This is a genomic window from Legionella sp. MW5194 (genome assembly GCF_016864235.1).
Taxonomy (GTDB): domain Bacteria; phylum Pseudomonadota; class Gammaproteobacteria; order Legionellales; family Legionellaceae; genus Legionella_C.
In genome coordinates, this window is record NZ_CP045732.1 from 374,152 (window position 1) to 399,121 (window position 24,970).

A 24,970-nucleotide genomic window follows, 5' to 3' on the forward strand; every position below is an offset into this window, starting at 1 on the left:
CTATCCTTGTAAAGACAATTTATTTATCCTAGCTAACTTATGCAATCGTGGCAAAGCATTTGTGCCCCTGCTGGTTTTGGTCACAGCCTGCCTACATTGAAATTTTTTGACACGGTGATTACTGATTTACAATTTAAATGGTTTCGAGTAGAGTGGATACACTTTTTTGTGTATTTTTTACACGATTATTAAGCTTACCTTAAGCTTAGGTCAATATAATGAATTTGCCATTACAGGATTAGCCAACAGAGAAGGATTGGAATGAGCACTAAAAAGCATGCCTTAACTATTTTTAGTCTGACAATGATCACTGTCGGATCGGTCGACAGCATTCGCAATCTGCCTGCCACGGCTTTGTTCGGCAGTCAGCTCATCGCTTTTTTTATGCTCGGCGCCCTGTTTTTTTTAATCCCTACGGCCCTGGTTTCTGCTGAACTCGCTTCCGGGTGGGCCAAGCAAGGCGGTATTTATATTTGGGTCAAGGAGGCGTTTGGCAAGCGTACCGGCTTTTTAGCCATCTGGCTCCAGTGGATTGAGAATGTCATTTGGTATCCTACGATTCTTTCCTTTGTCGCCGGCACGGTCGGTTACCTCATTAATCCGACTCTGGCTGGTAATCCTTATTTTCTCTGGGCGGTGATTGTCAGCTCCTTCTGGGGCGCGACCCTCGTCAACCTGCGCGGCATGAGTTCTTCCGCCTTGTTTAGCAACATCTGTGCGCTTTCAGGATTACTGTTGCCCATGTCGTTAATCATCGGTCTCGGCGCCGCGTGGATAGTCGGTGGCAACCCCCTGCAGATCCATTTTGATGCACAGAGTATTTCACCTCATCTGCACGATAAAGGCATGTGGGTGTCGCTTACCGCCATTATGATGTCCTTTTGTGGCATTGAAATCGCCACTGTCCATGCCAATGATGTTGAAAATCCCCAGCATGCGTTTCCACGGGCTCTGATTTACTCGGTGGTGATTATCCTCAGCACGCTGATTTTAGGCTCTCTAGCCATCGCGGTGGTTTTGCCGCATAACGACATCAATCTGGTGGCCGGAATTATGCAGGCCTTCGATGCCTTCTTCTCGCGTTACCATTTGTCCTGGATGATGCCTGTGGTTGCCCTCATGCTGGTGATGGGGGGATTGGGTGGCGTCAGCAACTGGATTATTGCCCCGACCAAAGGTTTGCTGGTTGCGGCAGAAGAGGGCAACCTGCCTCCCAGCTTCCAGCGCACCAACCGCCATGGCGCACCCGTATTGATGCTGGTTACCCAAGCGGTGATCGTCACGCTGTTATCGACTTTGTTTTTATTCATGCCAAGCGTTAATGGTTCGTACTGGTTGTTAACGGCGCTTGCGGCCCAATTGTACATGCTGATGTACCTGTTAATGTTTATCGCCGCCATTAAGCTGCGTGTCAGTGCCCCGCACCATCCCCGCGCTTTTCGTATCCCGGGCGGTTTAAGCGGCATGTTGTTGATTGCCGGCATCGGAATGGTGGGCACCTTGACTACCCTGGTGGTGAGTTTCATGCCGCCTGCGGACATCAATGTCGGCAGTGTCGCCCGCTATGAAGCGACGCTGGTGTTTGGTTTGTTGCTCATGTGCGCCCCGCCGTTTGTCAGTTCCTGGATGATGTCCCGTCGCGCGCAGGACGCCGTTGTTCTGGACAGTACACCGGCCTAGTCATCGACATATTTTAAATGACCAGTACTGTACAGGGGTTATTAAATGAATTAAACGCCCGTCTTCCCGAGTTGGAATGGAAGTTGGCCAATCTGCATGCCTTTAATCCCTTGAGTTTACCCAAGGGATTATTTCAAACAACCAATGGCTCTTTAGCGGGTGCGTTCATTGCGGAAGTTAAACACGACATTGATCGGTTGGCCGAGCGCGATGATTTGCAAAGTGCGCGTTTTGTAGCCGAGCGCATCAAACAAAAAATCAATGTATTAGTCAATCTGTGTCAACTCAACGAAAAAGTGAGAACGCCAATCGAAAAGCCGGCTTACACCCTGCCGCGGATAATGACACGTCAACAGTGGCTGCAATCGCTCGAAAAGGACCTGGACGCACTTGGTCATCAGCACCAGGCCCTGCTGAACCGGCATCAAAAAAACCTCGATGCCGAAGCACAGCTTCGCCTGCAAGCCGAATTGGGAGAGCTTGAAAAACGCATGACCTTGCTGCGTGAAACCTACCAAAAAGCCATTAGCGCCTGAAATGATTAATTTTTAAACAGGGACATGTAAAATAATCGGCATGCTCTTGTCATTTAAGCCTCAATTAAGTTTTGAGCGCTAGGATGACCTGTAAATGAATTCAGGATTTATTCCATGTTTTTTACGGCAACCAATCGACTTCACTTCCAGGCCCAACAGACCATTGCTCAGGTATCGCAAAAAATAGACGAACACACCTGGCTTCTTAAAGACGTGTTACCTGCACAGGAGGCAGAGGCCAAAATCCATGCCTTGAGTTTGTTAAAACAAGCCTTCAAGCGGCTTGATCGTCAGGAGGTCTGTATTGCTGATGTCATTCATCGGTGGGCGTCGTCGTTGCGATTCATCACGCTCCCCGCCACGGCCTCGCAGCCTGCTGTCTCCCAGCACCGCCATTTATTTTATCAGACGCCTGACCCTGCCAGGACGATGCCCTTTGTCAAAACCCTGGTGAGTGATTACGGTCATGTCTTATTGAAAAGTCCCTCGCTACCCTTACCCGGCTCGATGAATGATGCACTGCCCAGGTATGACATTTAATCGGTTTTGACATAAGATACTGAATTTACTTAATGAATCAGTATGACTGGATTTCGAAGCCTTCTCTTCTTTCTTGGCATGCTTGTTTTAAGCCCGGTGTGGGCCGTGTCCCTCAATGACAGCGGTCACATCAGTCTAACCAGGGTCAGTGAGATCATTCAGGTCAAATCTGAAGCAGACATTGCCGCGGCGTTGCAAAAAGCCAAGGCGAAGCATCTGCCTGTGGGCATTATGGGTGTTCAACACAGCCAGGGTGGTCAATCCATCGCGCCAGAGGGTATCCAGTTAAACATGCTTCCCTTTAATCAGGTTTTGAACGTTGATGCGGCTAAAAAGCAGGTGACCGTGCAAAGCGGTATCACCTGGGGTAAGTTGCAGGAGGCCATCAATCCGTACCAATTAGCCATTACCGCCATGCAGTCGCCGAATATCTTCACGGTGGGCGGTTCCTTAAGCGTCAACGCCCATGGCGATGATTTTCGCATGGGGGCAGTGGGAAACAGTATTGTGAGCTTTTCTCTCAGGCTGGCCGATGGACGGCGCTTGCGGGTGTCTCCAGAACATCATCCGGATTTGTGGTGTGCGGTGAGGGGCGGCTACGGTGTATTGGGTGTGGTGACGGATGTCACGCTGCAACTAACAGACAATACGCTGTTAACCAGCCACTACAATGAAACGTTGACCCGCACATTCCCGGATTATTTTCGCCATCACATTTTAAACAATCGTCAGGTGGTTCTTTTTTATGCCCACATGAACATTGTGCCCAATGCGTCGTTTCTAAACGACATGTATGTCATTACTTACACCGATACCGGTCGATTGCCGTCCAAAGTGGTACCACTTGAAAATCCAGAGCGCTGGAATGCGGTGCTGACCCCCTTGTTTAATGTCTCGCGCAACAGTCTTTATGGCAAACACTGGCGCTGGAAAATGGAAAAACGCTTGTTTAAAAAACGATACGGGGGTAAACCAGTGACTCGCAACAATGCCATGGAGAAGCCTGTGCGTTTTGCCGCCAATTACAGACCGGGTACGGCAGATTGGCTGCAGGAATATTTTATTCCAGTGGAACAGTTCCCGTCATTCATCGATCAATTACGCAAGTTAACCTTGAGCGCTTCGATTGATTTGTTGAATGTGACAGTGCGTTATGTGCCTGCGGAGCCGGATTTGCTGTTGTCGCAAGTCAGAAATGACAGCCTTTCTGTCGTGCTTTATTTCAATCAGAGCTTGTCAGCTGCGGCGATAGAAAAGACAAGGCAATGGACAGAAAAAGTAATCGATGCCGCACTGGCCTCAGGAGGTTCTTATTACCTTACCTATCAGAATTTTGCCAGTCAATCGCAATTTGAACAAGCTTATCCCCGCTTTGCAGAACTGAAGGCACTTAAACGCCAGTATGACAAAAACAACCGATTCAGCAATAAATTTTATCAAAAATATTACAACCTGACGATTAATACTTAATATAAGGTTAATTATTAGTCATTAGACTAGCAGGCTCTTATTGATGAAGAGTGTGTTATGTCTAAAGATTATCCTAAAGAAATTAATTATTACGGTCAGCAATTCCTACCCTCGGATTTTATTGCGTTAAAACCAGAATTTGCGGCTGAAAGAAAAGCCATGCGTCTGCTGCAACGGCAAAATGAAAATTGCAAATACATTGCTCAAGAGAATCAGACCGCTTACGCCATTATTCCTGCGGAGGAGCATTTTATAGGACTGATGACCGGTGAATCCCTAGACCAGGAAGAAATGAATGAGGAATTCAATTTCATATTAACCTGTGAGGAAAAACCGCAATTATTGGTTGATAAAAAAATGAATCACTCATTCCTGGCCAATGGTAAAAAAGTATTGGCTGCCGGCTCGCTGATTTTTAGTCAGGGGTTGTTGATTGGGCTCACCAACAACAGCGGCCATTATCGACCGACCGATGAGCAGATGTTGGCTGTCATTAAGGCATTGCATTCAGCCAGTGATCAGCATTTAAGGTATTATCGAAGTTACGTCAGTGATCCGGCGAAGACTTACGCTGTGCAAGAACTTCTTGATTTGGATACTTTTGCTGAAGCCAGACCCCTGGGAGACGAGGAAATTTTACTTGAAAGCGGCAAACGGCAAGTCATTTCCGGGTATGATAACGACAAAGCCCCCCAAAGCCAGTCAGGGCGTCGTTTTGGACTTAATTTGGCCAATGAACTGAATGAACAATACCTGACAACCATTACCCGGCATTCCTTTTTCAAAGAGACCACCATCGAAAATAATACCCCAACACCCATGAATTACGTTCTGTAGGAAAAACGGGGGTGTCAGGACGTCACCCGGCAATACTGCCGTAACAGGCTTGAGGTTTGCCGCTGATGAACGCCCAATAACGATCCCCGTAAGACCAATGCCAATACTCTGTCGGGTAATTGACAAAACCCGCCAATAACAGTGCATGACTCATCACGCGGCGATGGTGGGCCGCTTCAGAGGAAACTCGGGTAGAATTCGTGGGCGAAAGCTCGACATGGGTATCGGACATCCAGTCTCTGGGATGGATGCCCATGTCCACCAGTTGTCCTTCCTTATCCACCAGGTATACATCAATGGCAGCTCCGGTGGTGTGAGGCGGGATGTTGGGGCTGCCGTCCAGATTCAGCACTGGGGAGATAAGCTTGGTTGTTTCGTTAAAAAGTTCTTCCAGTGTCCAGTGGGGGTATAATTGTTGCAATTCGGCATACCGCGCGTCAAACAGTTTCTTTTGTAATGACAGACTGCGAAATCCTTCGTACAGGCAAAATCGCAGATTCGCAGGCAGCAATTGCTGCGCGGCCAGCAACCGCTGATACACGTCATTGCGCATTTTAGTGTAATCCGTGTTATTGGCAATTTCAGGGGAAGGGCCTATAAAGAGTTCGTCGCTGTGCTTAATGTCGATGAGCGGGTCATGATTCTCAACGATAGGAATAGCCAATACTTCGGGCGCTGCAATTAAGGCCATCGGGGATTGCGAAGAAACCAGCATTGTCATCTCCATACAGTCAACTCAGGGAAGAGTATACAATGATTGAAAAAAAGTGTCAGACTGTTTCTTTATTCCGTCCTCTCAGGCCAAACGGGTAATCCGTTGGCTCGCTGCAACCAGTTACTCTGTGGATAAGGGCAACTGGCATCGATCGCATGCAGGGTGTAGGCATGCCTTGATTTGGATGACCCATTGGCGTCGCTTTTATGCGGGACGCGACCATGCAGGAGAACAAGGCTGCCTTGCCTCACTTCAAGTGGCACACAATCGTCCTGACACCAGGGGGTTTTATCATACTCTTCGAAGTAAATGCTGTTGTTTTCCCTGATCATTTTTTGCTTCAGAGGTATCGTATGCGGACTGGGGATCACCTGTAAGCAGCCATTTTCCAGGGTCGCATCCTCCAGCGCAAACCAGAAACCCAACACCTCGCTTTGCTCGCTGTGCAGGTAGGTGGCATCCTGATGATAATTGACTTCCGCGCCAATGGCCGGTTGTTTAAACAGGTACATGGATTGCAGCAGGCAGGGGGTTTTAAAGCCCAATTGCCGGCACATGGACTGGATACGCGCGTCATGAGAATGGTGTCTGAAAACCGGATCATGTTCATGCAGGGCATGCCCCACTTTGTTTAAAGAACGCTCAATCGGTTGTGCCAGGGTGCCGTCGCCGTTAAATGCGCCAGGTTCAAAGAAAAAGTGAATTTTATCGCCGGATCCAAGAAAATAATCAGATGCCGCATGCTCATTGGTTTGGGTAGAAAAAACCGTAGCCGGGATGAGGTCTTTGTTTTCTGCAATCAGGTGATTCATGCGATGCATGAGTTGCTCACAGGTTTCCTTGCTGAAAAAGTCTTCAATGACCAGATAACCCTGGGTAAGGAAGTCGTCAATCTGTACTGGCGATAAGTCCATGGTCTTTCCTTGATGTGATAGCCTTAAGGCGCAAGGATCATAGTGCGTTTGTGACCTTTAAGCAACCCAATGAATCGACATGAATGCCTTGAACAATAGCCTCGCTTTCATTATGCTCTAATTTTAGCGAAAGGATTCTCATGACCGCGTCCCTGGCCACCATCCTTCTTTATTCAATTATGCCGGCACTGATGATGATTATTGGCGGAGGGATAACCAGTTTTTATCAGCCCAGCCGTCAACTGACGAGTGCAACCCAGCATTTCGCTGCCGGTGTCGTCTTTGCGGCAGTGGCCAAAGAGTTATTACCGGAAATCAGTGCGGCACACGCCCCTGTGGCATTGGCCGCAGGATTCTCGTTAGGCGTTCTCGGCATGTTGCTGTTGAAATGGTTAACCGGCAGGCTTGAAGAACGTGAGGAAGCGCTTCCTGGAATGCCCTTGGGGTTAATTTATGCTGTCGGTATTGATTTATTACTGGATGGCATTTTAATCGGTGTTGCCTTTTTAGCTGGGGCTCAAGGCGGCGTTCTGGTGGCTGTCGCTTTAGCCATCGAAATCTTTTTCCTCGGTTTATCCACCACAGCCACTCTGGCGTCACGCCGTATTTCCAGGGCAAAACGGGCAGGGATTACCCTGCTATTAGCCCTGTTAATTCCGACAGGGGCAGTGTTTGGCGCAAGCCTGCTGGTCCATTTGCCGCCGGTCATGACCAGGGGGGTCTTGTCCTTTGGTGTGGCTGCCCTTCTTTATCTGGTGACTGAAGAATTATTAATCGAAGCGCATGAAGGGGTTGAAGCGCCCTGGGTTACGGCGTGTTTCTTTGCCGGGTTTTTAATCATTTTATTGCTGGAAGGGTTAAGTTAACTTTTAAGGATGCAATACATGAAGCGACTGGTGATTGGATTAATGGTGTGCAGCCTGCCAATCCTGGCATGGGAGGCTGGAGCAGTGACCCAGCCCACGGTGCAAGCGGTGCATTTTACCCCGTCACAATTTGAAAAAGCGAAGCGTAGCAATCTCCGATTTATTGTAGCCTTTCATAAAAAGGACTGTGCACGCTGCAAAAAGCAGCAACAAATTTTAAATGAGCTCGCCCTGTCGCCTGAATTAGTCGCCTTACGCCTGTTGATTGCCGATTTTGATGATGCTGAACTTGTGAAGCAATTTGATGTCAGCTTTCACGACACCTTGATTGTATACCGGGGGCCGCGGGAAGTGAGCCGCTCGCAGGGCTTGCTCAATGCAAGAGCCATTAGGCAGCAAATTACAGGTTGAATTTTGTACAGTCATTGCGAAACCGCAAAACTAAAATTGCACTTTGATGCATTTTGAACTGTAATAAAAATGGGATCATCAACTGGAGCAACGAAATGCCCATCAGTTATGCATGCCTTACCTCGTTAAAAGCCATGTTACAAACCTATAGCAAAACAGGCAGCAGCGATACCCATTATCAGGATTTGCTGGCTTTATTACATAAAACATGCCGATCCTCGCATAAATTGAAAACCTGTACCGACAGCGACATTCTCCTGCTTTTGTGTCATTCGGCTTCCAGGATTGAAAAGGCACCGCAGTTCAAGGCCTGTGTCGAGGCTTTTCTTTTGGATTATCAGGCTCGTACCAATGCGCTGGAGTCGTATGTCGATGAGAAAGGCAATCCAGTCGCCAGCGATGAGTTCTGGAAAGAAGAGAACCCTTGGCTGCCGCCGGAGATCCCCAGCGCGTTGACGCTTGAGCTTAAAGCGGTCATTGCCGAGCGGGAGCGCCGCTTGAGAGGAGGGGGTGTAGAGGCATTGAAAAACGTGCATGCCAATAAGACCGAATTTGGCTTTAACATGAAATAAACAGCCCTGCTTTAATTCAGGAAGAAACGATGTTTAAAAAAATCTTAATCAGTAATCGGGGCGAAATTGCCTTACGCATTGTGCGTGCCTGCAAGGAAATGGGAATAGCTGCTGTGGCTATTCACAGTGAAGCCGATCGTTATTCCCTGCATGTCAAGCGGGCTTCTCACTCCCATTGCTTGAGCAGCAAGCCTCTGGATGCTTATCTGAATGGCCATCGCATCATTGAATGCGCCAAGGCAGCCGGTTGTGAAGCGATACATCCCGGGTATGGTTTTTTATCGGAAAACGCGGATTTTGCTCTGGCCTGTGAGCAGGCTGGTCTGGTGTTTATCGGTCCTCGTGCGGACGTGATAGCGATCATGGGATCCAAAGTGGCCGCACGCAACGCCATGCAGCGTGCCGGCATTCCGGTCATTCCGGGCAGTGAAGGCAATCTTGAATCGGTCGAGGACGCATTAGCGTCTGCTGAACGACTCGGCTACCCAGTGATGCTTAAAGCGACATTTGGTGGGGGCGGCCGCGGTATTCGTCTGTGTTACGAGCCGGACCATGTTCGGCAGCAGTTTGCGCGTGCGCAATCTGAGGCAGAAAAAGCATTTGGTGTTAACCAGGTGTTTATGGAGAAATTCATTGCCAATCCCCGCCACATCGAAGTCCAGATTCTAGCCGATCATCATGGAAATGTCCTTCATTTGTTTGAGCGTGATTGCTCTATCCAACGGCGGCATCAGAAACTGGTCGAAATTGCTCCGGCGGTACAACTGAACCAGGCTACCCGCGAGAGGTTGTATGCTTACGCTGTTAAAGCGGCAAAAGAAGTCGGTTATACCAATGCTGGAACAGTCGAATTTATTCTTGATGAGGACAATCAGGCTTATTTTCTTGAAATGAATACCCGCTTGCAGGTCGAGCATCCAGTCACAGAACAAATCACCGGGATTGATTTGGTTCAGGAGCAGATTAAAATCGCCGCGGGTGAACCCTTGCCCCTGCAGCAGGAACAGATTAATCGCAATGGTTTTGCCATTGAATTCCGCATTAACGCCGAAGATCCCCAGAATGATTTTCTGCCCAGTTTTGGACGGGTGACCCGTTATTATGCCCCGGGAGGACCTGGAGTAAGAACGGACAGCGCCATTTATACCGGCTATTCCATTCCGCCTTATTATGATTCGCTTTGCGCCAAACTGACCGTATGGAGTCTGGATTGGCCGTCGGCCATCCGCCGCGCACGCCGGGCCCTGGAAGAAATGCGCCTGTTTGGCATAAAAACCACCATCCCCTATTACCTTGAGATGATTAAATCCGAGGAGTTTCTGCAAGGGCATTTAAATACAGGACTCGTGGAGTCCCATCCAGAGTGGCTGCAGTATTCCAATAAATCGCTGCCTCAGCATAAAGCCGCGGTGATTGCCGCGGCCATTGCCCGCCTGGGCATGAAAAAGAATTAGCTGAGCGCGTAATTGTCAATCAGACGGATATCATCAATGAGGACGGCGGCAAAGCGGCGACCGTCCTGCTCGTGAAGATACTCCACCTCAATGCCGGCAGCCTCGATGTCGTTTTGCAACTGGTCTATCGCTTTATCCTGATGAAAAAGGCGAGCGAAGGTTTCCGCTTTAAGACGCTGGGCGCTGTTAAGGCGATTGTTACGCGAGCTGAAAGCCAAACCGCTGGGCTCCCTGATCGTGGGGCAGGGGATAATCGCAATCGGCAGAAAAAAAGCAGCAACCATGCCGCGAATGAGCCGGTATTGCTGATAATCCTTTTCGCCAAAATAAGCCTTTTGGGGTCTGACTAAATTCAATAATTTTAAAACAATGGTTAATACGCCGGTGAAATGGCCGGGGCGATGAATGCCTTCCATGCACTGACTTAAATGATTCTCATGCACCTGATAATGATACCCGTCCTGATAGATTTCCTGCTCGGCAGGCAATAAACAGAAATCGACGCCGCTTTTTTCCAATAAGTGTAAATCCGCTTCCAGGGTGCGCGGGTAGTGGGTGAAGTCGTCTGGCCGGTTAAATTGCGTCGGATTAATAAAAAGGCTGGCCGCGGTGTAATGATTCTGCTGTTGGCTAATGGCATACAGGGACGCATGACCGGCATGGAGATTGCCCATGGTGGGGACAAAGCCCAGGCTTAAGTCGGCCGGCAGCGTGCGGCGGAAGTCAATCCACTCGTTCAGGTGATGAAAAATGCGCATGGTTAATCCTGTTGATGAAGCCCCGCAAGCGGGGCTTGTAATTAAAAGGCATGATCAGGCGTTGGGAATGCGGCTTGTCGAACCTCATCCACGTAAGCATTGATGGCGTTTAAGGTGAGTGCCTTGCCATTCAGGTATTGCTTTAAAAATTTAGGCCTGAATTCCGATTGCAAGCCCAGCATGTCATGCCAGACAAGAACCTGTCCGTCGGTGCCGACTCCGGCGCCGATGCCGATGGTGGGAATGGACAGTGCCTGTGTGATGGTCTCTGCTACGGACAAGGGGACACATTCAATCACCAGTGCGGTACAGCCGGACGCTTCCAGGCGTTGCGCCTGACGAAGAAGCTCGGCGGCTTGTTTTTCTTCTCGACCTTGAACTTTATAGCCACCCAATTGGTAAAACGATTGCGGCGTTAAACCAATGTGGCCGATGACAGGCACCCCAGCGGTGACCAAATGAGTAATCGTTTGACAAGTATCCTCATCGCCGCCCTCAATTTTTACGGCATGGGCGCCTGCCTGCATGAGTTGTCTGACACATTCAACCGTGTCGCGTAAAGAAAGGCGGTGGCATAAAAAAGGCAAATCACTGATTAGGAATTGTTGGGTCAGACCGCGGGCGACGGCTTGGGTATGTAAAATCATCATCTCCAGTGTCGCCATGACCGTGGTGTCATGCCCGTGCACTGCCATGGCGACGGAATCACCCACCAGCACGCAATCCAGTTTTGATTCAGCAATTGTTCTTGCCGAAGGGTAATCGTAACAGGTTAATACGGTTATTTTCTCACCGTGTTGTTTTTTGCGTTTAAAGTCGGAAATTTTCATTGCGCGCCTCCCTGTAACTGGAAAGTGCGGATACGTGGTGCTACAGGTACCTGTCTCATGGATCAAGTCCTCCGTTAAATGGTTTGATAAGTCACCGCTGCCACTCAGGCGGTCGGCGCCCTTCTGATCTTAAAGTACAGACACTAAATTGCAAGATGCCGGCTTAATTATGTTACTATCGTCCCTTATTCAAGAGAAAAATGGACAAAAATTGTCCTCAGTTGCGAGGCGTGCATGGTATTTGCTGACAAATTAGACAAACCGGGCGAACACCCCTTTGTGTTTAACACGGAGGCGGGCGCACTCGAAGGCGTGTTGACGGTGCCTTTGACCGGCGGCTCCGCCTTCATTGCGCTGCTGGGGCATCCTCATTCCCTGCAGGGCGGCACGATGAATAACAAAGTCGTCACCACGATGGCGCGTGCCTTTAAAGAGTCAGGTATTGCGAGCCTCCGCTTCAATTTCCGCGGCGTGGGCCATTCTCAAGGACGCTATGACGAAGGCATTGGCGAAAGCAACGACATGCTTGCGCTTTGCCAATTGTGGGCCGCTGAATGTCCGCAAAGCCGTTACCTGTTTGCCGGATTCTCTTTTGGATCCTATGTGGCTTATCGCGCCGCCGCCCAGCACGCCCATGCGTTATTAATCACGGTGGCTCCACCGGTTCATCATTACAATTACCGGGCCTATCAGCCCGCACCGTCACCCTGGCATGTTTTTCAGGGGGATAATGATGAGGTTGTACCGGAGTCCCTGGTGATGGATTTTGCCGCAAGCGTCTCCCCGCCGCTTGCCGTGAGTACATTTGCCGACACCAGCCATTTTTTTCATGGGAAATTGCTGGAACTGAAAGAGGAATTAATGAGAATCCTCAATGAAAAGGTGTTGCACCCATGAGTATCTCAGCCAGTTATGATGCGGCAATCGCCCGGGGTGAAATTGAAAATGATCCCTTGCAACGCCAGATCATTGGCGTCATGGACGAGTTGGCCAGTGCCTTAAGTCAACCCAAAAAATCCTTTTTCAGCTGGCGGCGCACGCATGTGGTCAAAGGCATTTACCTTTATGGCAGTGTGGGCGTGGGCAAGACTTTTCTGATGGATCTTTTCTTCGAACAGGTTAAAACCCGCGAAAAAGTCCGGTTCCACTTTCATCATTTTATGCAGCAGGTTGATGCGCAGCTTAGGCGTCTGCAGGGGCAGAAAGATCCCCTGCAGGTGATTGCCAAAAATTTGGCTAAAACGACTCGCCTGTTGTGTTTTGACGAGTTTTTGGTGCACGACGTCGCCCATGCGATGATTCTTGCCGAATTGTTGAAGGCTTTGTTTGCCAATGGTATTGTGCTGGTGGCGACATCCAACATCAAACCGGATGATCTGTATTTAAACGGGGTGCAGCGGGCCCGTTTTTTACCGGCCATTGCCCTGATTAAATCCCAGTGCCAGGTGCTTGCCTTAAATCAGCCGCGCGATTACCGGCTCGGCCGTGAAATTCAGGTGGAAACCTTTTTCTGCCCTTTAAATGAGACCAACCAGAGCCGCTTCAGCGCGCAATTTGCCCGGATGGAACCGGCGGCTCAGTCCGCAGGGACCGTGACAGTGCAAAACCGTGACATTGCGTATGTTCGTTGCGGTGACGAAGCCATCTGGTTTGATTTTAAAGTGATTTGCAACCTGCCGCGCAGCCAGCTGGACTACCTTGAGCTGGTGGATCGATTTTCCACTGTATTTGTCAGCGGCATGCCGCAACTCCATGAGCGCGATACGGTCTATGCGATTTTATTTGTGCATTTCATTGATGTGCTCTACGATCGCGGCGTGCGGCTGATTCTATCAGCCGAGGTCCCTTTGACGGAGCTGTACCTCAAGGGGGAGATGAGCCAGGCCTTCAAGCGAACCTTAAGCCGTTTACAGGAAATGCAATCCCAGGATTACCTGCGTCGTCATCCTCGTCGGGCAGTGAATTCGCTGTTGATGCCGCCAGAATGACAAAATTTGTTCTAAAATGAGAATGATTCTCGATATCATTTGTGTTAAACTAATGAAATTTTGGATTGAGTGTTACCATCATGCACATTACCGAGTTAACCCGTGGCGATAAAGTCCGATTGCTTGATTTTGGCCGCACCGATGCGCAGTATCGGCGGCGTTTGCTGTCATTGGGTATTACTCGCGGTGTGGAATTGACGATTGTAAGAATCGCTCCTCTGGGATGTCCAGTGCAGGTTGAGGTCCGGGGAACATCCCTGACCTTGAGAAAAGAAGAAGCAATTCACCTGAATCTGGAGCGTGTATGACCTCTCTTTTACTGGTAGGCAATCCCAATTGCGGCAAAACCACCTTATTTAATGCCTTAACGGGTGATAATCAGCGTGTGGGTAACTGGCCTGGCGTCACGGTGGAGAAAAAAACCGGGGAATTGGTTGTCGAGGGCCAGTGCATTGAGGTGACGGATTTACCCGGTGTTTATTCCCTCGCCCTGACCGGGCGGGGGAGCAGTCAGGATGAGCAGATTTCGGCTAAGGCGGTGGCCACCTGCGAGGCGGAGTTAATCATCAATGTTATTGATGCCTGCCATCTGGAGCGCCATCTTTACTTAACCAGCCAGTTGCTGGAGTTAGGTAAACCCATGATTGTTGTCCTCAACATGATGGACATCGCAAGACAACGCGGCATCACCATTGATATTCCGGCTTTGTCCCGGCAATTGAATTGCTGTGTTCTGCCGCTTGAAGCGCACAAAGGCATAGGCCTTGTTGAATTAAAAAAAACCATCATTAAGCCACTGGCTGCTGCTCTGCCGTTGCCTTTTGATTACCCAGCCTCCATCGAGTCGCTCATGGAGAATCTCAGAAAGCAGCTGATCGCAGTTTGCAATATCGTCCCTGAGCGGGCAACGTATTATGCCCGGCGTATACTGGAGGGCGATACCTTGCTGGTCGAGGCAGCAAGGTTACAGGCGCTGGATCCTGCACTGACCGCTGAGGATATCGATGTTGTACTGGCGGATATCCGCTACCAGAAAATCCACGACGTGACTCATCTGATTCAAACTCGGGCCAGTGATGCCAGTGACCATCTGACAGCCAAAATTGACCGCATTGTACTGAATCGATTTCTGGCTTTACCCCTGTTTTTTGCCATGATGTACCTGATGTTTTTGTTCGCCATCAACATTGGCGGGGCTTTTCAGGATTTTTTTGATATATCCACCGATACGGTTTTTGTTCAGGGCAGCGCCTGGGTACTGCAGCAGCTGCATTCCCCGCAATGGCTTATTGCCGTGGTGGCCAATGGTCTGGGTATGGGTATTAATACCACCCTGACCTTTATTCCTGTGATTGCGGCCATGTTTTTCTTTCTGGCGTTACTGGAGGCGTCAGGGTATATGGCCCGTGCCGCGTTTGTGGTGGACAAGGCCATGCGTATGCTGGGATTGCCTGGGAAGTCCTTTGTGCCGATGATTGTGGGATTTGGCTGTAATGTGCCCGGGATCATGGCGGCAAGAACACTGGATTCCGAGCGGGATCGGCTCTTAACCGTACTGATGAGCCCCTTTATGTCCTGCAGCGCCCGATTGGCCATTTATGCGGTGTTTGTTGCCGCATTTTTCCCAAGCGGCGGGCAAAATGTGGTTTTTGCCCTGTATGTCATTGGCATTTTAATGGCGGTTTTTACCGGGTTTATCCTGCGTAAAACCACGCTGGAAGGGGAGGCATCCCCCTTGATTCTTGAATTGCCCGCCTACCATAAGCCCTCGTTTAAACGCCTGTGGCGTGAAACCAGCCTGCGTCTTCGTTATTTTGTTGTCAGGGCCGGACGTCTGATTATCCCCATTTGTATTATTCTCGGCAGTTTGAACGCCTTGACCATTGACGGCGGGTTGAACACGGATGAAGCCAGTACCCATTCTGTTCTGTCCTGGCTTGGCCAATGGCTGACGCCGTTATTTGCCCCCATGGGTCTGCATCAGGATAACTGGCCGGCTACGGTCGGTTTATTAACCGGCATGCTGGCAAAAGAAGTGGTGGTTGGCTCTTTAAATTCGCTCTACGCGCAGTTAGGCCATCTGGCACAGGCGCAGGCCGCTCATTTTGATTTCTTAGGCTCCATGGCGCAGGCATTCTGGTCGGTGCCTGAGAACCTTTCGTCATTGGGGCAGGCTTTACTCAATCCGGTGTTAGCCAGTGCGCCCGACAGCGAATTGTCGCAAACGGTGTATGGCATGATGGCCGAACGATTTGACGGCAAAGCTGGAGCATTTGCTTACCTTCTCTTCATTCTGCTTTATATCCCCTGTGTGTCTACCATGGCCGCTATCCGGCAGGAGACGACACGCCGCCTGATGTGGTTCTCCGTCACCTGGTCTTTCCTGATTGCCTACGCCTCCGCTGTGATTTTTTATCAGGGTGCCGTGTTTTATCGCCACCCCCAGGAGTCGTTGCTGTGGATTGCTGCCATGGTGGGGGGCATTGTCGCGTTTATCGCGGTATTGCGGGGACAACATTTGCTTGTGAGGAGACGCCATGCTGTTACAAATTCGTGATTTTATCCGCCAGCACAAGGTGGTGAGCAGCCAGCAGGTGAGCCGTGAATTTCATATAGACGCCCAGGCGCTGCAGCCGATGCTTGAGATCTGGCTTCGAAAGGGGGTGATTGCCCGCTGCGACGAGAATACGTCCTGCCAGAGCCGCTGTTTTAAATGCAAACAACCTCCTGTTTATTACCGTTACCTGGCGGATTGTTAAATTCTTAAGTTCCTGACTCGGCGCGGTTATCCACTATTTACTGATTTTTTTCTCTTTTTGTACTGTAAAGCCCTGTGCTGAATCAATTAAATTGGGCTAAGATAGCAATATGACGAGTTTTATCGGTTGACTAGGATGGCGGAAAACGCATCACTCCCTGAAGAAGATTTTTTAAAACTGGCCGAAGAGGCTCGCCAGCGGATTGTCGAGGATTTCAATGATCCGCTGAGTCTGGTTGAAAAAGTCTACAGGTTATGGTGGCATTGGGCTGATTTTTCTCTATTTATCGTGACCCCGACCATCGAAGTGATTTCGCCACCGCTTATCGTTCCCCCCGAACTGGTGCCGGAAACCAACGAATATGAGTTCGTTTACCCCATTCATGATCACGGTTATAAATTAAGTGCGTCCAAAGCGCAGGACATGTACATTGCCGGCACGTCAATGTGCAAATTATTCTACACCATTGAAAAAATGATTTTTATGCTGGTCGAGCGCCTTAAGGCGGGCGGTGTAAGTGCTGAAACCGAAGTGCAGGTCGCCTTTGGTGGGCATGAGCTTGCCCAGCGCAAGGCCTTTGAATCGGTAATTAACTTAAGTTACAACGTCGTTGTGACCAATTTCGATCCGGGTTCCTGGGGTGAGCGCTACCTTGAAATCGTCAAGCGTTTAGCCGATCGCGGCTACGGTTACCCTGCGGAAGCGCCCAGGGATGTTTACCGGCATCATCGCGGTACGGGCCCGTCTATGCAGCGTTAACCAGACGTAGTTTGAAACCCTCTTCCCTGATTAATCGCAGACGCCAGGATTTAAACCCGATGGTCTGCCCCCCGTAACGAAAGGACAAAATAAAATAAGCCCCCATGATGGTGACCAACAGGCTTTGGTATCCGCGCGAGGCCGGTGGAATAGCCTGCCCCTGATTAAAATACACGGCGATTGCTGTGGCCAGCATCAACAGGCTGCACAATACAATCAGATCGTAGAACAGGGCGGCTAAAAGACGAAAAAACATGGTTATTACTCAAAAGAACAGAATTGAAGAGTAATGGTTTGCTTGCCGCAGTTCAAGACGGTTAGTGTTCCGACATGGCTTTTTTGCCGATGGAGACATGCTCCAGGCAATCGATGTAAATCTGGCTTAGATCGAGGCCGTGGTAGTCATTGCCGTCTAATTGTTCCCAGTGGCCTTCCTCATAGGCTATGACCATGGACAGTAACTTTCCCAACTCCCCTTCGCGTGCCATCAGTGCTCCCTTAATGTCGTCTGCCAGCGTGATTTTTTCAATCAATGCATTCATGGGAGTATCCAGCAGGCTGTCAAGCACCGAGAGTAATCCAGCCGTGTAGGCGCTTTCAGCCGATAAATGGGAATTGGCTTTGGCCAGTTTTTCGGCCATCTGGGCGCGGATAAGCCCGGACTCGACAATTTCGAGAGGCTTGTTGGATACGTTTTTCATCGACAGCACCATGACCCAGTTTTTTAAATGGAGGATGCCCAGGCGGGTGACGGCCTGCTGGATGGATTCGATGGCCTGATAACCGGAGAAGGCCGCCGAATTGGCAACGCGTAATAATTGATAACTCAATAGCGGATCCGTCTGAATCAACGGGATTATCTCGTTGAAATGGGTATCGGGGTGCTGCAGTTTTTCAATCAGCATCAGCAGATTTAATTTATTGGCGGCAATTTCTTTCACTTCCTTCACCTCGGGTTGAAAGAGGAAGTCACCGCAATAGTAATCCATGGTCATGTCTTTGCAATTGATAAAGCGGTTCGGGTCGGAAATATTGTAAGCAATGACCTTGCGCTGCTTGGCCTGACTGTATTTGACCACTTTGGTCAAATCAGCCATGCCCATCAGGTGTTCACTCAACGCGATGTACTCGGCGAAATTGAGCCAGGCCAATTGATCGGGGCTGTCAATCATGAGCGCAATGGAGTGGGCCGCGTCCTTTAACTCCTCTGCCGTGTAGGTCTGGTTAATGTCAGCGGCATGCAGCTTTAATATCACCGGATTTTCAAGCGGGGGATCGGCGAGTTCGAGCAGTGAATTGAGGGCATAAGGCACAAACAAGGGCAGGTTGCTGTCAATGTTATGGGTGACGGTGGTGAAATAAGGCAGCAATTCAATGGGTTGTTTGGCTTGTTGGTTAGCGATAATCTCCATGGCGACACATTTCAGTTTTTGATTATAGATTGGCCGTTTAATTAACATGGTTACTCAGTCCTTCGCTTAACCGATATTATCAATGATAGTATGGCTGGTTGTTTGTTTCCATTCAAGTTGATCTTAAATTATTCTTTTTGATTATAAAATAGATTTATTGAAGCAAAGGGTGGGAACACATGATATGCTTTTAACGCAGTAGCTTTGCGCTAAAAATACAGAGTGGTATACTTCGCCAGTTTTCTGCTTGCTTTGTGTAAATTACAGCCTGATTTGTTGTTTCGATTTAAGCAGCATGCCATGCTTTTCTGTGATCAGGGGCATGAGGGTTAGCTTTGTTATGCTATATTACTAATTTTAGTTGAGGGATGCCGTGAATAAAAAAAGACCGGTGAATCTGGACCTGCGAACGTTAAAATTTCCGCCAATGGCGATTGCATCAATACTGCATCGCGTTTCTGGCATGGTATTATTTCTGCTTCTGCCCGTCATGATGTATTTTCTTGATTTATCATTGCGCAATGCCGGGACGTTCAATAACCTGCAGGCCACCTTGGCCCACCCCTTGTGCAAATTAACCCTGTGGGCTTTCCTGGCGGCATGGACTTACCATTTGCTGGCCGGTATCCGCCATATGCTCATGGATCTTGGGTGGGGAGAGCATCTCGAGTCAGGCCGCCGCAGCGCTGTGTTCGTGATTATCCTTTCTGTTATTTTCTCACTTTTGTTAGGGGTCTGGATATGGTAACCAATGTCACCAGCCTGACGGGCAATGGGTTAAAGGATTGGCTGATACAGCGCGCCACGGCCGCGTATCTTCTGTTCTATACGTTATTCTTAATGGGCTTTTTAATCGCTCATCCGCAAATGGCCTATCATCAGTGGCAGTCCCTGTTTGCCTGCAACTGGTTTAAGGTCGCCAGTGTTATCGCATTAGGCGCCATTTCTTTACATGCCTGGATAGGCGTTTGGACCGTCACCACGGATTACATGAAATGCACGATGCTGAGAGTCTCTGTGCAAATGGCTGTGGTTGTCTGGTTGCTGGGACAATTTATTTGGGGTTTGATGATTGTTTGGGGACAATAAGCATGGCATTTCCACGACACAAATTTGATGCGGTAATTATTGGTGCGGGCGGGGCTGGCATGCGGGCTGCCTTGCAGTTGGCCAATTCAGGGTTGCAGGTGGCCTTGCTGTCCAAAGTCTTTCCCACCCGCTCCCATACGGTTTCTGCACAGGGCGGTATCACCGCTGCGCTTGGCAACGCGGATGAAGACGACTGGCGCTGGCACATGTACGATACGGTCAAGGGCGCCGATTACATTGGCGATCAGGATTGCATTGAATACCTGTGTAAAACAGGCCCGGAAGCTGTTTATGAGCTCGAACACATGGGGCTCCCCTTCTCAAGAATGGACAATGGCAAGATTTACCAGCGCCAGTTTGGGGGGCAGTCCAAGCATTTTGGCGGTGAACAGGCCGCTCGAACCTGTGCGGCGGCAGACAGAACCGGTCATGCCCTGTTACATACCCTTTACCAGCAGAACCTGAAAGCCAAAACGCATGTTTTCAGCGAATGGCTGGCTTTGGATTTCGTTAAAGACAATCACGGCCGCATCGCGGGGGTGACGGCACTGTGCATAGAAACCGGCGAAGTCGTGTTTTATCAAACCCGCGTCTGCATTCTGGCGACAGGCGGAGCCGGACGTATTTACCAATCAACGACCAATGCCCACATCAATACGGGCGACGGCTTTGGCATGGCATTGCGTGCCGGCCTGCCGTTGCAGGACATGGAAATGTGGCAATTCCATCCTACCGGTATTGCGGGTGCGGGGACACTGGTGACGGAGGGATGCCGTGGTGAGGGTGGTTATCTAATCAATAAGGACGGGGAGCGCTTCATGGAGCGGTATGCCCCCCGGGTAAAAGATTTGGCCTCGAGGGATGTCGTTGCTCGCTCCATGGCGCTGGAAATCCGTGCCGGCCGAGGGTTTGATCCCAAAGGCGTCGATCACGTCAAGCTGAAACTGGATCACCTGGGCGCGGATTTAATCATGTCCCGATTGCCCGGTATTCGCGAATTGTCCTTAAAATTTGCCGGGGTCGATCCAATTGTTGAGCCCATTCCGGTCGTACCCACCTGTCATTACAGCATGGGCGGTATTCCCACGAACATGCACGGGCAGGTGATTACCCATAAAAATGGCGTTGACACCGTGGTTGAGGGCTTGTATGCCGTAGGTGAGTGTGCCTGCGTTTCTGTGCATGGCGCCAACCGCCTCGGTGGCAATTCGCTGCTTGATCTGGTGGTGTTTGGTCGTGCGGCAGGGCTTCATGTCGAAGAATTGTGGCAATCCAATCAAATGCCTGATATGGCTTATGTGACGGAGGAGAACATTGCCGAAGCCATGGCCCGTTATGATCGCTGGCAGGAATCAAGCGACGGCGAGATGCCGTCAACCATCCGTGATGACATGCAGCGTGTCATGCAGGAGGATTTCGGCGTATTCCGCACCGGCAAGGTCATGGAGGAGGGTCTCCATCGTCTGCAGGCCCTGCGCGAGCGTTTGCAGCATGCCAAGCTGGTGGATAAGACCAAAGTATTCAATACGGAATTAGTCACTGCACTGGAATTGGATAATTTAATGGCAACGGCCTATGCGACAGCCCAATCTGCCTTAGCCAGAACAGAAAGCCGTGGCGCGCATAGCCGGGAAGATTATCCACAGCGTGACGATGCCAACTGGATTAAACACACGCTCTATTTTGCGCATGATGATGCGATTGATTATCGCCCTGTCAATGCGAAACCTAACTATGTCGAGCCGTTTGAGCCGAAAGAACGCGTTTATTAAAAGAGGATAAGCCATGGCTGATAATCGAATTCTGAGCCTGTCTATTTACCGTTACAATCCTGAGCTCGATGAGTCTCCTTACATGAAGGACTATGAAATCGCTGTGCCGGCAAAGAGTGATCCCATGCTGCTGACCCTGCTTGAGCGCTTAAAAGCCGAGCAGGACCCAACCATTGCCTATCGCCGCTCCTGCCGTGAGGGCGTGTGTGGATCAGACGGCATGAACATCAACGGCACCAATGGCCTGGCCTGCATCACCTCGCTTTCACAGTTAAACACCAATCGCATTGTGATTCGTCCCCTGCCGGGATTCCCTGTGGTGCGTGACCTGGTCGTTGACATGACCCAGTTTTACCAACAATACGAGCGCATTGAACCTTACCTGCAAAACGATGAGGTTGCTCCAGCGCGTGAACGGCTGCAATCGCCAGAAGAGCGTGCGCAGCTGGATGGCTTGTACGAGTGCATTCTGTGCGCCTGCTGCACCAGTTCTTGTCCCTCGTTCTGGTGGAACCCGGAAAAATTTGTCGGTCCTGCCGGTCTGCTTCAGGCCAGACGCTTTTTAGCCGACAGCCGTGATACAGCAAAACGGCATCGTTTGGATAAATTACAGGATCCATTTAGTGTATTTCGCTGCCGTTCCATCATGAATTGCGCGAATGTTTGCCCGAAGGGACTCAATCCGACGCAAGCGATTGCCGATATTCGTAAACAGATGTTGAATCAAGAAACTTGATGACGATTATCCAGCGTCTCAACCCCAGGACGCGCCCTTTGGAGAAACAATACAATGAGCAGTAACGACTTTCAGAATCAACTCGCTTCATCCTACCTGTCGGGTGGGAGTATGGCCTATGTGGATAGTCTGTACGAAGATTTTCTGAATGATCCCAATTCAGTGCCGGCCGACTGGCGCGCTGTTTTCAGCACATTACCCCAGATTAATCATGTCGCTCAGGATACTCCTCACCGCGACATTCGTGATTACTTTCTGATGAATGCTAACCGCAAACGCGCCCCGGTAGAAAACGCAGAGGCCAGCAAACAGTTCCAGGTTGCTCATTTAATCAATGCCTATCGTGCTCACGGGCATCATGCCGCCAAGCTTGATCCGCTTGAAATGGCAGAGCGGGTTCAGGTACCCAGCCTGGAACTCAGTTACCATAAGTTATCCGATGCGGATTTAAACCGCTCTTTTTATGCCGGCAAGAATTTTAATGGCACTGAAATGCCTCTGGCTGAAATTTATCAGGCCCTGCGCGCAACCTATTGCGGCAGCATTGGCATTGAATACATCCATATCTCCAACATTGAGGAAACCGAATGGCTGCAGAGAAAGCTGGAAACCGTTCGCGGTCGCCCCAATTTTGACGCGGAAAAGAAACAGCAGATATTACGTGACCTGATTGCTGCGGATGGTCTGGAACGTTATCTGGGTACTCGTTATGTTGGACAGAAACGTTTTTCGCTGGAAGGCGGGGATGCGTTTATCCCGATGATGAAGGAAATTATTCGTAAGGGCGGCGCAGAAGGCGTTCAGGAAATTGTCATTGGCATGGCTCACCGCGGCCGTCTGAATGTCCTTGTGAATGTACTTGGAAAAGAGCCTGATCAATTATTCCAGGAATTTGAAGGCAAGCTCGGTTCGGCTGAGCGCTCAGGGGATGTAAAGTACCACATGGGTTTTTCATCCGACATTCGTACCGAAACCGGCGCCATTGTCCATCTGGCGTTGGCCTTTAACCCGTCGCATCTTGAAATTATCGGCCCCGTGGTGGAGGGGTCCGTGCGTTCACGTCTGGGACGCCGCCATGATCTTGAGAAAAAGGATAAAGTCGTGCCCGTCGTGGTTCATGGGGATGCGGCCTTCGCCGGGCAAGGCGTGGTCATGGAAACCTTTAACTTTTCCCAGGCACGCGGCTATTCCACCGGCGGTACCGTGCACATTGTCATCAATAACCAGATTGGCTTTACCACCAGCAATCCACTGGATGCTCGTTCGACCCTTTATTGCACCGATGTGGCTAAAATGGTGCAGGCGCCGGTTATTCATGTCAATGGCGATGATCCCGAAGCCGTGGTGTTCGCGACGCAAATTGCAGTGGATTTCCGTATGACCTTCAAACGCGATGTGGTGATTGATTTGGTCTGCTATCGCCGCCACGGGCACAACGAAGCCGATGAACCGTCTGTGACTCAGCCCACGATGTATAAAAAAATCAAAAGCATGCGTCCCTTACGGGAAATCTATGCCGAGGAGCTGATTCAGGAAGGGTTAACGACAGCGGCTGAAGTTGACCGGTTAGCGGAAGAATACCGTAACCGTCTGGACAAAGGGCAGGCGGTCGTGGACACCGTTCAAGGGAATTATGATGGCAAAATGTCCATTGATTGGACCCCTTATTTTAATGCCAGGTGGACCGATAAGGCGGATACCACCATCAGCGCCGCGATGCTTAAGACCCTGGCGAAAACACTGCATACTCTGCCTGACGGCTTTGAGTTGCACCCGGTGGTTAAACGGTTGCTTGCCGAGCGCGAAAAAATGGCGACCGGTGAACTGCCGATGAACTGGGGATTTGCTGAAACCATGGCCTATGCGAGCCTGTTGCAGGAAGGTTATGGCGTCCGTTTATCCGGGCAGGACTGCGGCCGTGGTACTTTCGCTCATCGTCACGCGGTGTTGCACGATATCCAAACCGGCAATACCTTCGTGCCTTTGGAGAAGGCTGCCACGAGCAAACCGTTTGTGGTTATCGATTCGGTGTTGTCTGAAGAGGCAGTCCTTGCGTTTGAATACGGCTATGCTTCCTCCGAACCCAATTCACTGGTGCTCTGGGAAGCGCAGTTTGGGGATTTTGCCAATGGCGCCCAGGTGGTGATTGATCAATTCATCAGTTCCGGCGAGCAAAAATGGGGTCGTCTCTGCGGTCTGGTGATGCTATTACCGCATGGCTACGAAGGCCAGGGTCCCGAGCATTCCTCCGCACGTCTTGAACGCTACATGCAGCTTTGTGCGCAACAGAACATGCAGGTTTGCACACCAACGACACCTGCCCAGATTTTCCATCTCCTGCGTCGACAAATGATTCGCAATTTCCGTAAGCCATTGATTGTTATGACACCAAAGAGCTTGCTGCGCCATAAATTGGCAGTATCACCGGTGGAGGATTTATTAAAAGGTAAATTCCACGATGTGATTCCGGAAATCGATGCGCTGGATGCCGCTAAAGTCACGAAAGTCGTGTTATGCTGCGGAAAAGTTTATTATGATCTGTTGCAAAAGCGCCGTGACGAGCAGTTGAATCATATTGCCATTATTCGCATCGAGCAATTATACCCATTCCCGAAAAAGGAACTGGAGCAGGAACTGGCGAAATTCACCAAGGCGAAACAGGTTGTCTGGTGTCAGGAAGAACCGCAAAACCAGGGGGTTTGGTTCTCATCGCAACACAACATCATTGACTGTTTACGTCCGGATCAACATTTAAGTTATGCCGGTCGAGGATTTGCCGCGGCCCCGGCCGTCGGAAGCCCACTGCTTCATGCGAAAGAGCAACAGGATCTGGTTAACCAGGCTCTGGCTTGATAATGAATTACAATAAATA

The 24,970-nt window shown here is 50.0% G+C and carries 26 protein-coding genes; 20 read left to right on the forward strand and 6 right to left on the reverse strand.

Annotated features, from left to right (window positions below; all coding sequences use genetic code 11):
* Positions 1-261 precede the first annotated feature (261 nt).
* From GH742_RS01740 to GH742_RS01760, 5 genes are all read left to right on the forward strand, one after another.
* A complete protein-coding gene (locus tag GH742_RS01740; protein WP_203455888.1) occupies positions 262-1,680 on the forward strand; it encodes an APC family permease in 1,419 nt (472 codons plus the stop codon).
* A 17-nt stretch (positions 1,681-1,697) separates the two neighbouring features.
* Entirely contained in the window at positions 1,698-2,216 is a 519-nt protein-coding gene (locus GH742_RS01745; RefSeq protein ID WP_203455889.1) for a primosomal replication protein PriC, read from the forward strand.
* A 114-nt stretch (positions 2,217-2,330) separates the two neighbouring features.
* Positions 2,331-2,756 (forward strand): hypothetical protein, encoded by a 426-nt coding sequence (locus GH742_RS01750; protein WP_203455890.1) that lies wholly within the window; start codon positions 2,331-2,333, stop codon positions 2,754-2,756.
* 42 nt (positions 2,757-2,798) lie between these two features.
* Positions 2,799-4,226, forward strand: a complete 1,428-nt coding sequence (locus GH742_RS01755; RefSeq protein WP_203455891.1) for an FAD-binding protein — start codon at positions 2,799-2,801, stop codon at positions 4,224-4,226.
* Between the two features lie 57 nt (positions 4,227-4,283).
* Entirely contained in the window at positions 4,284-5,063 is a 780-nt protein-coding gene (locus GH742_RS01760; RefSeq protein WP_203455892.1) for a hypothetical protein, read from the forward strand.
* 22 nt (positions 5,064-5,085) lie between these two features.
* Here GH742_RS01760 and GH742_RS01765 read toward each other — a convergent pair whose 3' ends face one another.
* Positions 5,086-5,778 carry a M15 family metallopeptidase gene (locus tag GH742_RS01765; protein ID WP_239005247.1) on the reverse strand — a complete coding sequence of 231 codons (693 nt, stop codon included), beginning with the start codon at positions 5,776-5,778 and terminating at the stop codon, positions 5,086-5,088.
* Positions 5,779-5,846: 68 nt separating this feature from the next.
* Complete coding sequence (locus tag GH742_RS01770; protein WP_203455893.1) at positions 5,847-6,692, reverse strand: phytanoyl-CoA dioxygenase family protein; 846 nt, start codon at positions 6,690-6,692, stop codon at positions 5,847-5,849.
* Positions 6,693-6,832: 140 nt separating this feature from the next.
* On the opposite strand from GH742_RS01770, the gene GH742_RS01775 reads away from it, so the two are divergent.
* The 4 genes from GH742_RS01775 (at position 6,833) to GH742_RS01790 (ending at position 9,995) form a co-directional block, all read left to right on the forward strand.
* A complete protein-coding gene (locus GH742_RS01775; RefSeq protein WP_203455894.1) occupies positions 6,833-7,558 on the forward strand; it encodes a ZIP family metal transporter in 726 nt (241 codons plus the stop codon).
* Between the two features lie 18 nt (positions 7,559-7,576).
* Positions 7,577-7,969: a thioredoxin family protein gene (locus GH742_RS01780; RefSeq protein ID WP_203455895.1), complete on the forward strand. Its 393-nt coding sequence runs from the start codon at positions 7,577-7,579 to the stop codon at positions 7,967-7,969.
* A 95-nt stretch (positions 7,970-8,064) separates the two neighbouring features.
* A complete protein-coding gene (locus GH742_RS01785; RefSeq protein ID WP_203455896.1) occupies positions 8,065-8,541 on the forward strand; it encodes a hypothetical protein in 477 nt (158 codons plus the stop codon).
* A gap of 29 nt (positions 8,542-8,570) precedes the next feature.
* Positions 8,571-9,995 carry an acetyl-CoA carboxylase biotin carboxylase subunit gene (locus tag GH742_RS01790; protein ID WP_203455897.1) on the forward strand — a complete coding sequence of 475 codons (1,425 nt, stop codon included), beginning with the start codon at positions 8,571-8,573 and terminating at the stop codon, positions 9,993-9,995.
* On the opposite strand, the gene panC is transcribed toward GH742_RS01790, so the two are convergent.
* Complete coding sequence (panC, locus tag GH742_RS01795; protein ID WP_203455898.1) at positions 9,992-10,753, reverse strand: pantoate--beta-alanine ligase; 762 nt, start codon at positions 10,751-10,753, stop codon at positions 9,992-9,994. The two genes, GH742_RS01790 and panC, sit on opposite strands and share 4 nt — an antisense overlap.
* 41 nt (positions 10,754-10,794) lie before the next feature.
* Positions 10,795-11,583, reverse strand: coding sequence for a 3-methyl-2-oxobutanoate hydroxymethyltransferase (panB, locus tag GH742_RS01800; RefSeq protein WP_203455899.1), 789 nt, complete (start codon positions 11,581-11,583; stop codon positions 10,795-10,797).
* Between the two features lie 234 nt (positions 11,584-11,817).
* On the opposite strand from panB, the gene GH742_RS01805 reads away from it, so the two are divergent.
* The 6 genes from GH742_RS01805 (at position 11,818) to GH742_RS01830 (ending at position 17,089) form a co-directional block, all read left to right on the forward strand.
* A complete protein-coding gene (locus GH742_RS01805) occupies positions 11,818-12,480 on the forward strand; it encodes an alpha/beta hydrolase (protein WP_203455900.1) in 663 nt (220 codons plus the stop codon).
* On the forward strand, positions 12,477-13,571 hold the full coding sequence (gene zapE, locus GH742_RS01810; RefSeq protein ID WP_203455901.1) for a cell division protein ZapE: 1,095 nt from the start codon (positions 12,477-12,479) through the stop codon (positions 13,569-13,571). Before GH742_RS01805 ends, zapE begins: the two co-directional genes overlap by 4 nt.
* Positions 13,572-13,651: 80 nt before the next feature.
* Positions 13,652-13,879: a FeoA family protein gene (locus tag GH742_RS01815; protein ID WP_203455902.1), complete on the forward strand. Its 228-nt coding sequence runs from the start codon at positions 13,652-13,654 to the stop codon at positions 13,877-13,879.
* Complete coding sequence (gene feoB / locus GH742_RS01820; RefSeq protein WP_203455903.1) at positions 13,876-16,128, forward strand: Fe(2+) transporter permease subunit FeoB; 2,253 nt, start codon at positions 13,876-13,878, stop codon at positions 16,126-16,128. Before GH742_RS01815 ends, feoB begins: the two co-directional genes overlap by 4 nt.
* The gene (locus tag GH742_RS01825) at positions 16,109-16,330 is read left to right on the forward strand and encodes a FeoC-like transcriptional regulator (protein ID WP_203455904.1); all 222 of its coding nucleotides are present in this window, start codon (positions 16,109-16,111) and stop codon (positions 16,328-16,330) included. Before feoB ends, GH742_RS01825 begins: the two co-directional genes overlap by 20 nt.
* Before the next feature lie 135 nt (positions 16,331-16,465).
* Complete coding sequence (locus tag GH742_RS01830) at positions 16,466-17,089, forward strand: virulence factor (protein WP_203455905.1); 624 nt, start codon at positions 16,466-16,468, stop codon at positions 17,087-17,089.
* Here the strand turns inward: GH742_RS01830 and GH742_RS01835 are convergent.
* Together GH742_RS01835 and GH742_RS01840 are read right to left on the reverse strand one after the other, a co-directional pair.
* Entirely contained in the window at positions 17,076-17,345 is a 270-nt protein-coding gene (locus GH742_RS01835; protein WP_203455906.1) for an RDD family protein, read from the reverse strand. The two genes, GH742_RS01830 and GH742_RS01835, sit on opposite strands and share 14 nt — an antisense overlap.
* Positions 17,346-17,406: 61 nt before the next feature.
* Positions 17,407-18,549: an EAL and HDOD domain-containing protein gene (locus tag GH742_RS01840; protein ID WP_203455907.1), complete on the reverse strand. Its 1,143-nt coding sequence runs from the start codon at positions 18,547-18,549 to the stop codon at positions 17,407-17,409.
* Between the two features lie 325 nt (positions 18,550-18,874).
* Here GH742_RS01840 and sdhC point away from each other — a divergent pair, with 325 nt between their 5' ends.
* The 5 genes from sdhC to GH742_RS01865 are packed head-to-tail and all read left to right on the forward strand — an operon-like array spanning position 18,875 to position 24,951.
* Positions 18,875-19,249 carry a succinate dehydrogenase, cytochrome b556 subunit gene (sdhC, locus tag GH742_RS01845; protein WP_203455908.1) on the forward strand — a complete coding sequence of 125 codons (375 nt, stop codon included), beginning with the start codon at positions 18,875-18,877 and terminating at the stop codon, positions 19,247-19,249.
* Positions 19,243-19,590, forward strand: a complete 348-nt coding sequence (gene sdhD, locus GH742_RS01850; protein WP_203455909.1) for a succinate dehydrogenase, hydrophobic membrane anchor protein — start codon at positions 19,243-19,245, stop codon at positions 19,588-19,590. Before sdhC ends, sdhD begins: the two co-directional genes overlap by 7 nt.
* A 2-nt stretch (positions 19,591-19,592) precedes the next feature.
* The gene (sdhA, locus tag GH742_RS01855; protein ID WP_203455910.1) at positions 19,593-21,362 is read left to right on the forward strand and encodes a succinate dehydrogenase flavoprotein subunit; all 1,770 of its coding nucleotides are present in this window, start codon (positions 19,593-19,595) and stop codon (positions 21,360-21,362) included.
* Between the two features lie 13 nt (positions 21,363-21,375).
* Positions 21,376-22,098 (forward strand): succinate dehydrogenase iron-sulfur subunit, encoded by a 723-nt coding sequence (locus GH742_RS01860; RefSeq protein WP_203455911.1) that lies wholly within the window; start codon positions 21,376-21,378, stop codon positions 22,096-22,098.
* A 54-nt stretch (positions 22,099-22,152) separates the two neighbouring features.
* On the forward strand, positions 22,153-24,951 hold the full coding sequence (locus tag GH742_RS01865) for a 2-oxoglutarate dehydrogenase E1 component (protein WP_203455912.1): 2,799 nt from the start codon (positions 22,153-22,155) through the stop codon (positions 24,949-24,951).
* The last annotated feature ends 19 nt before the right edge of the window (positions 24,952-24,970 follow it).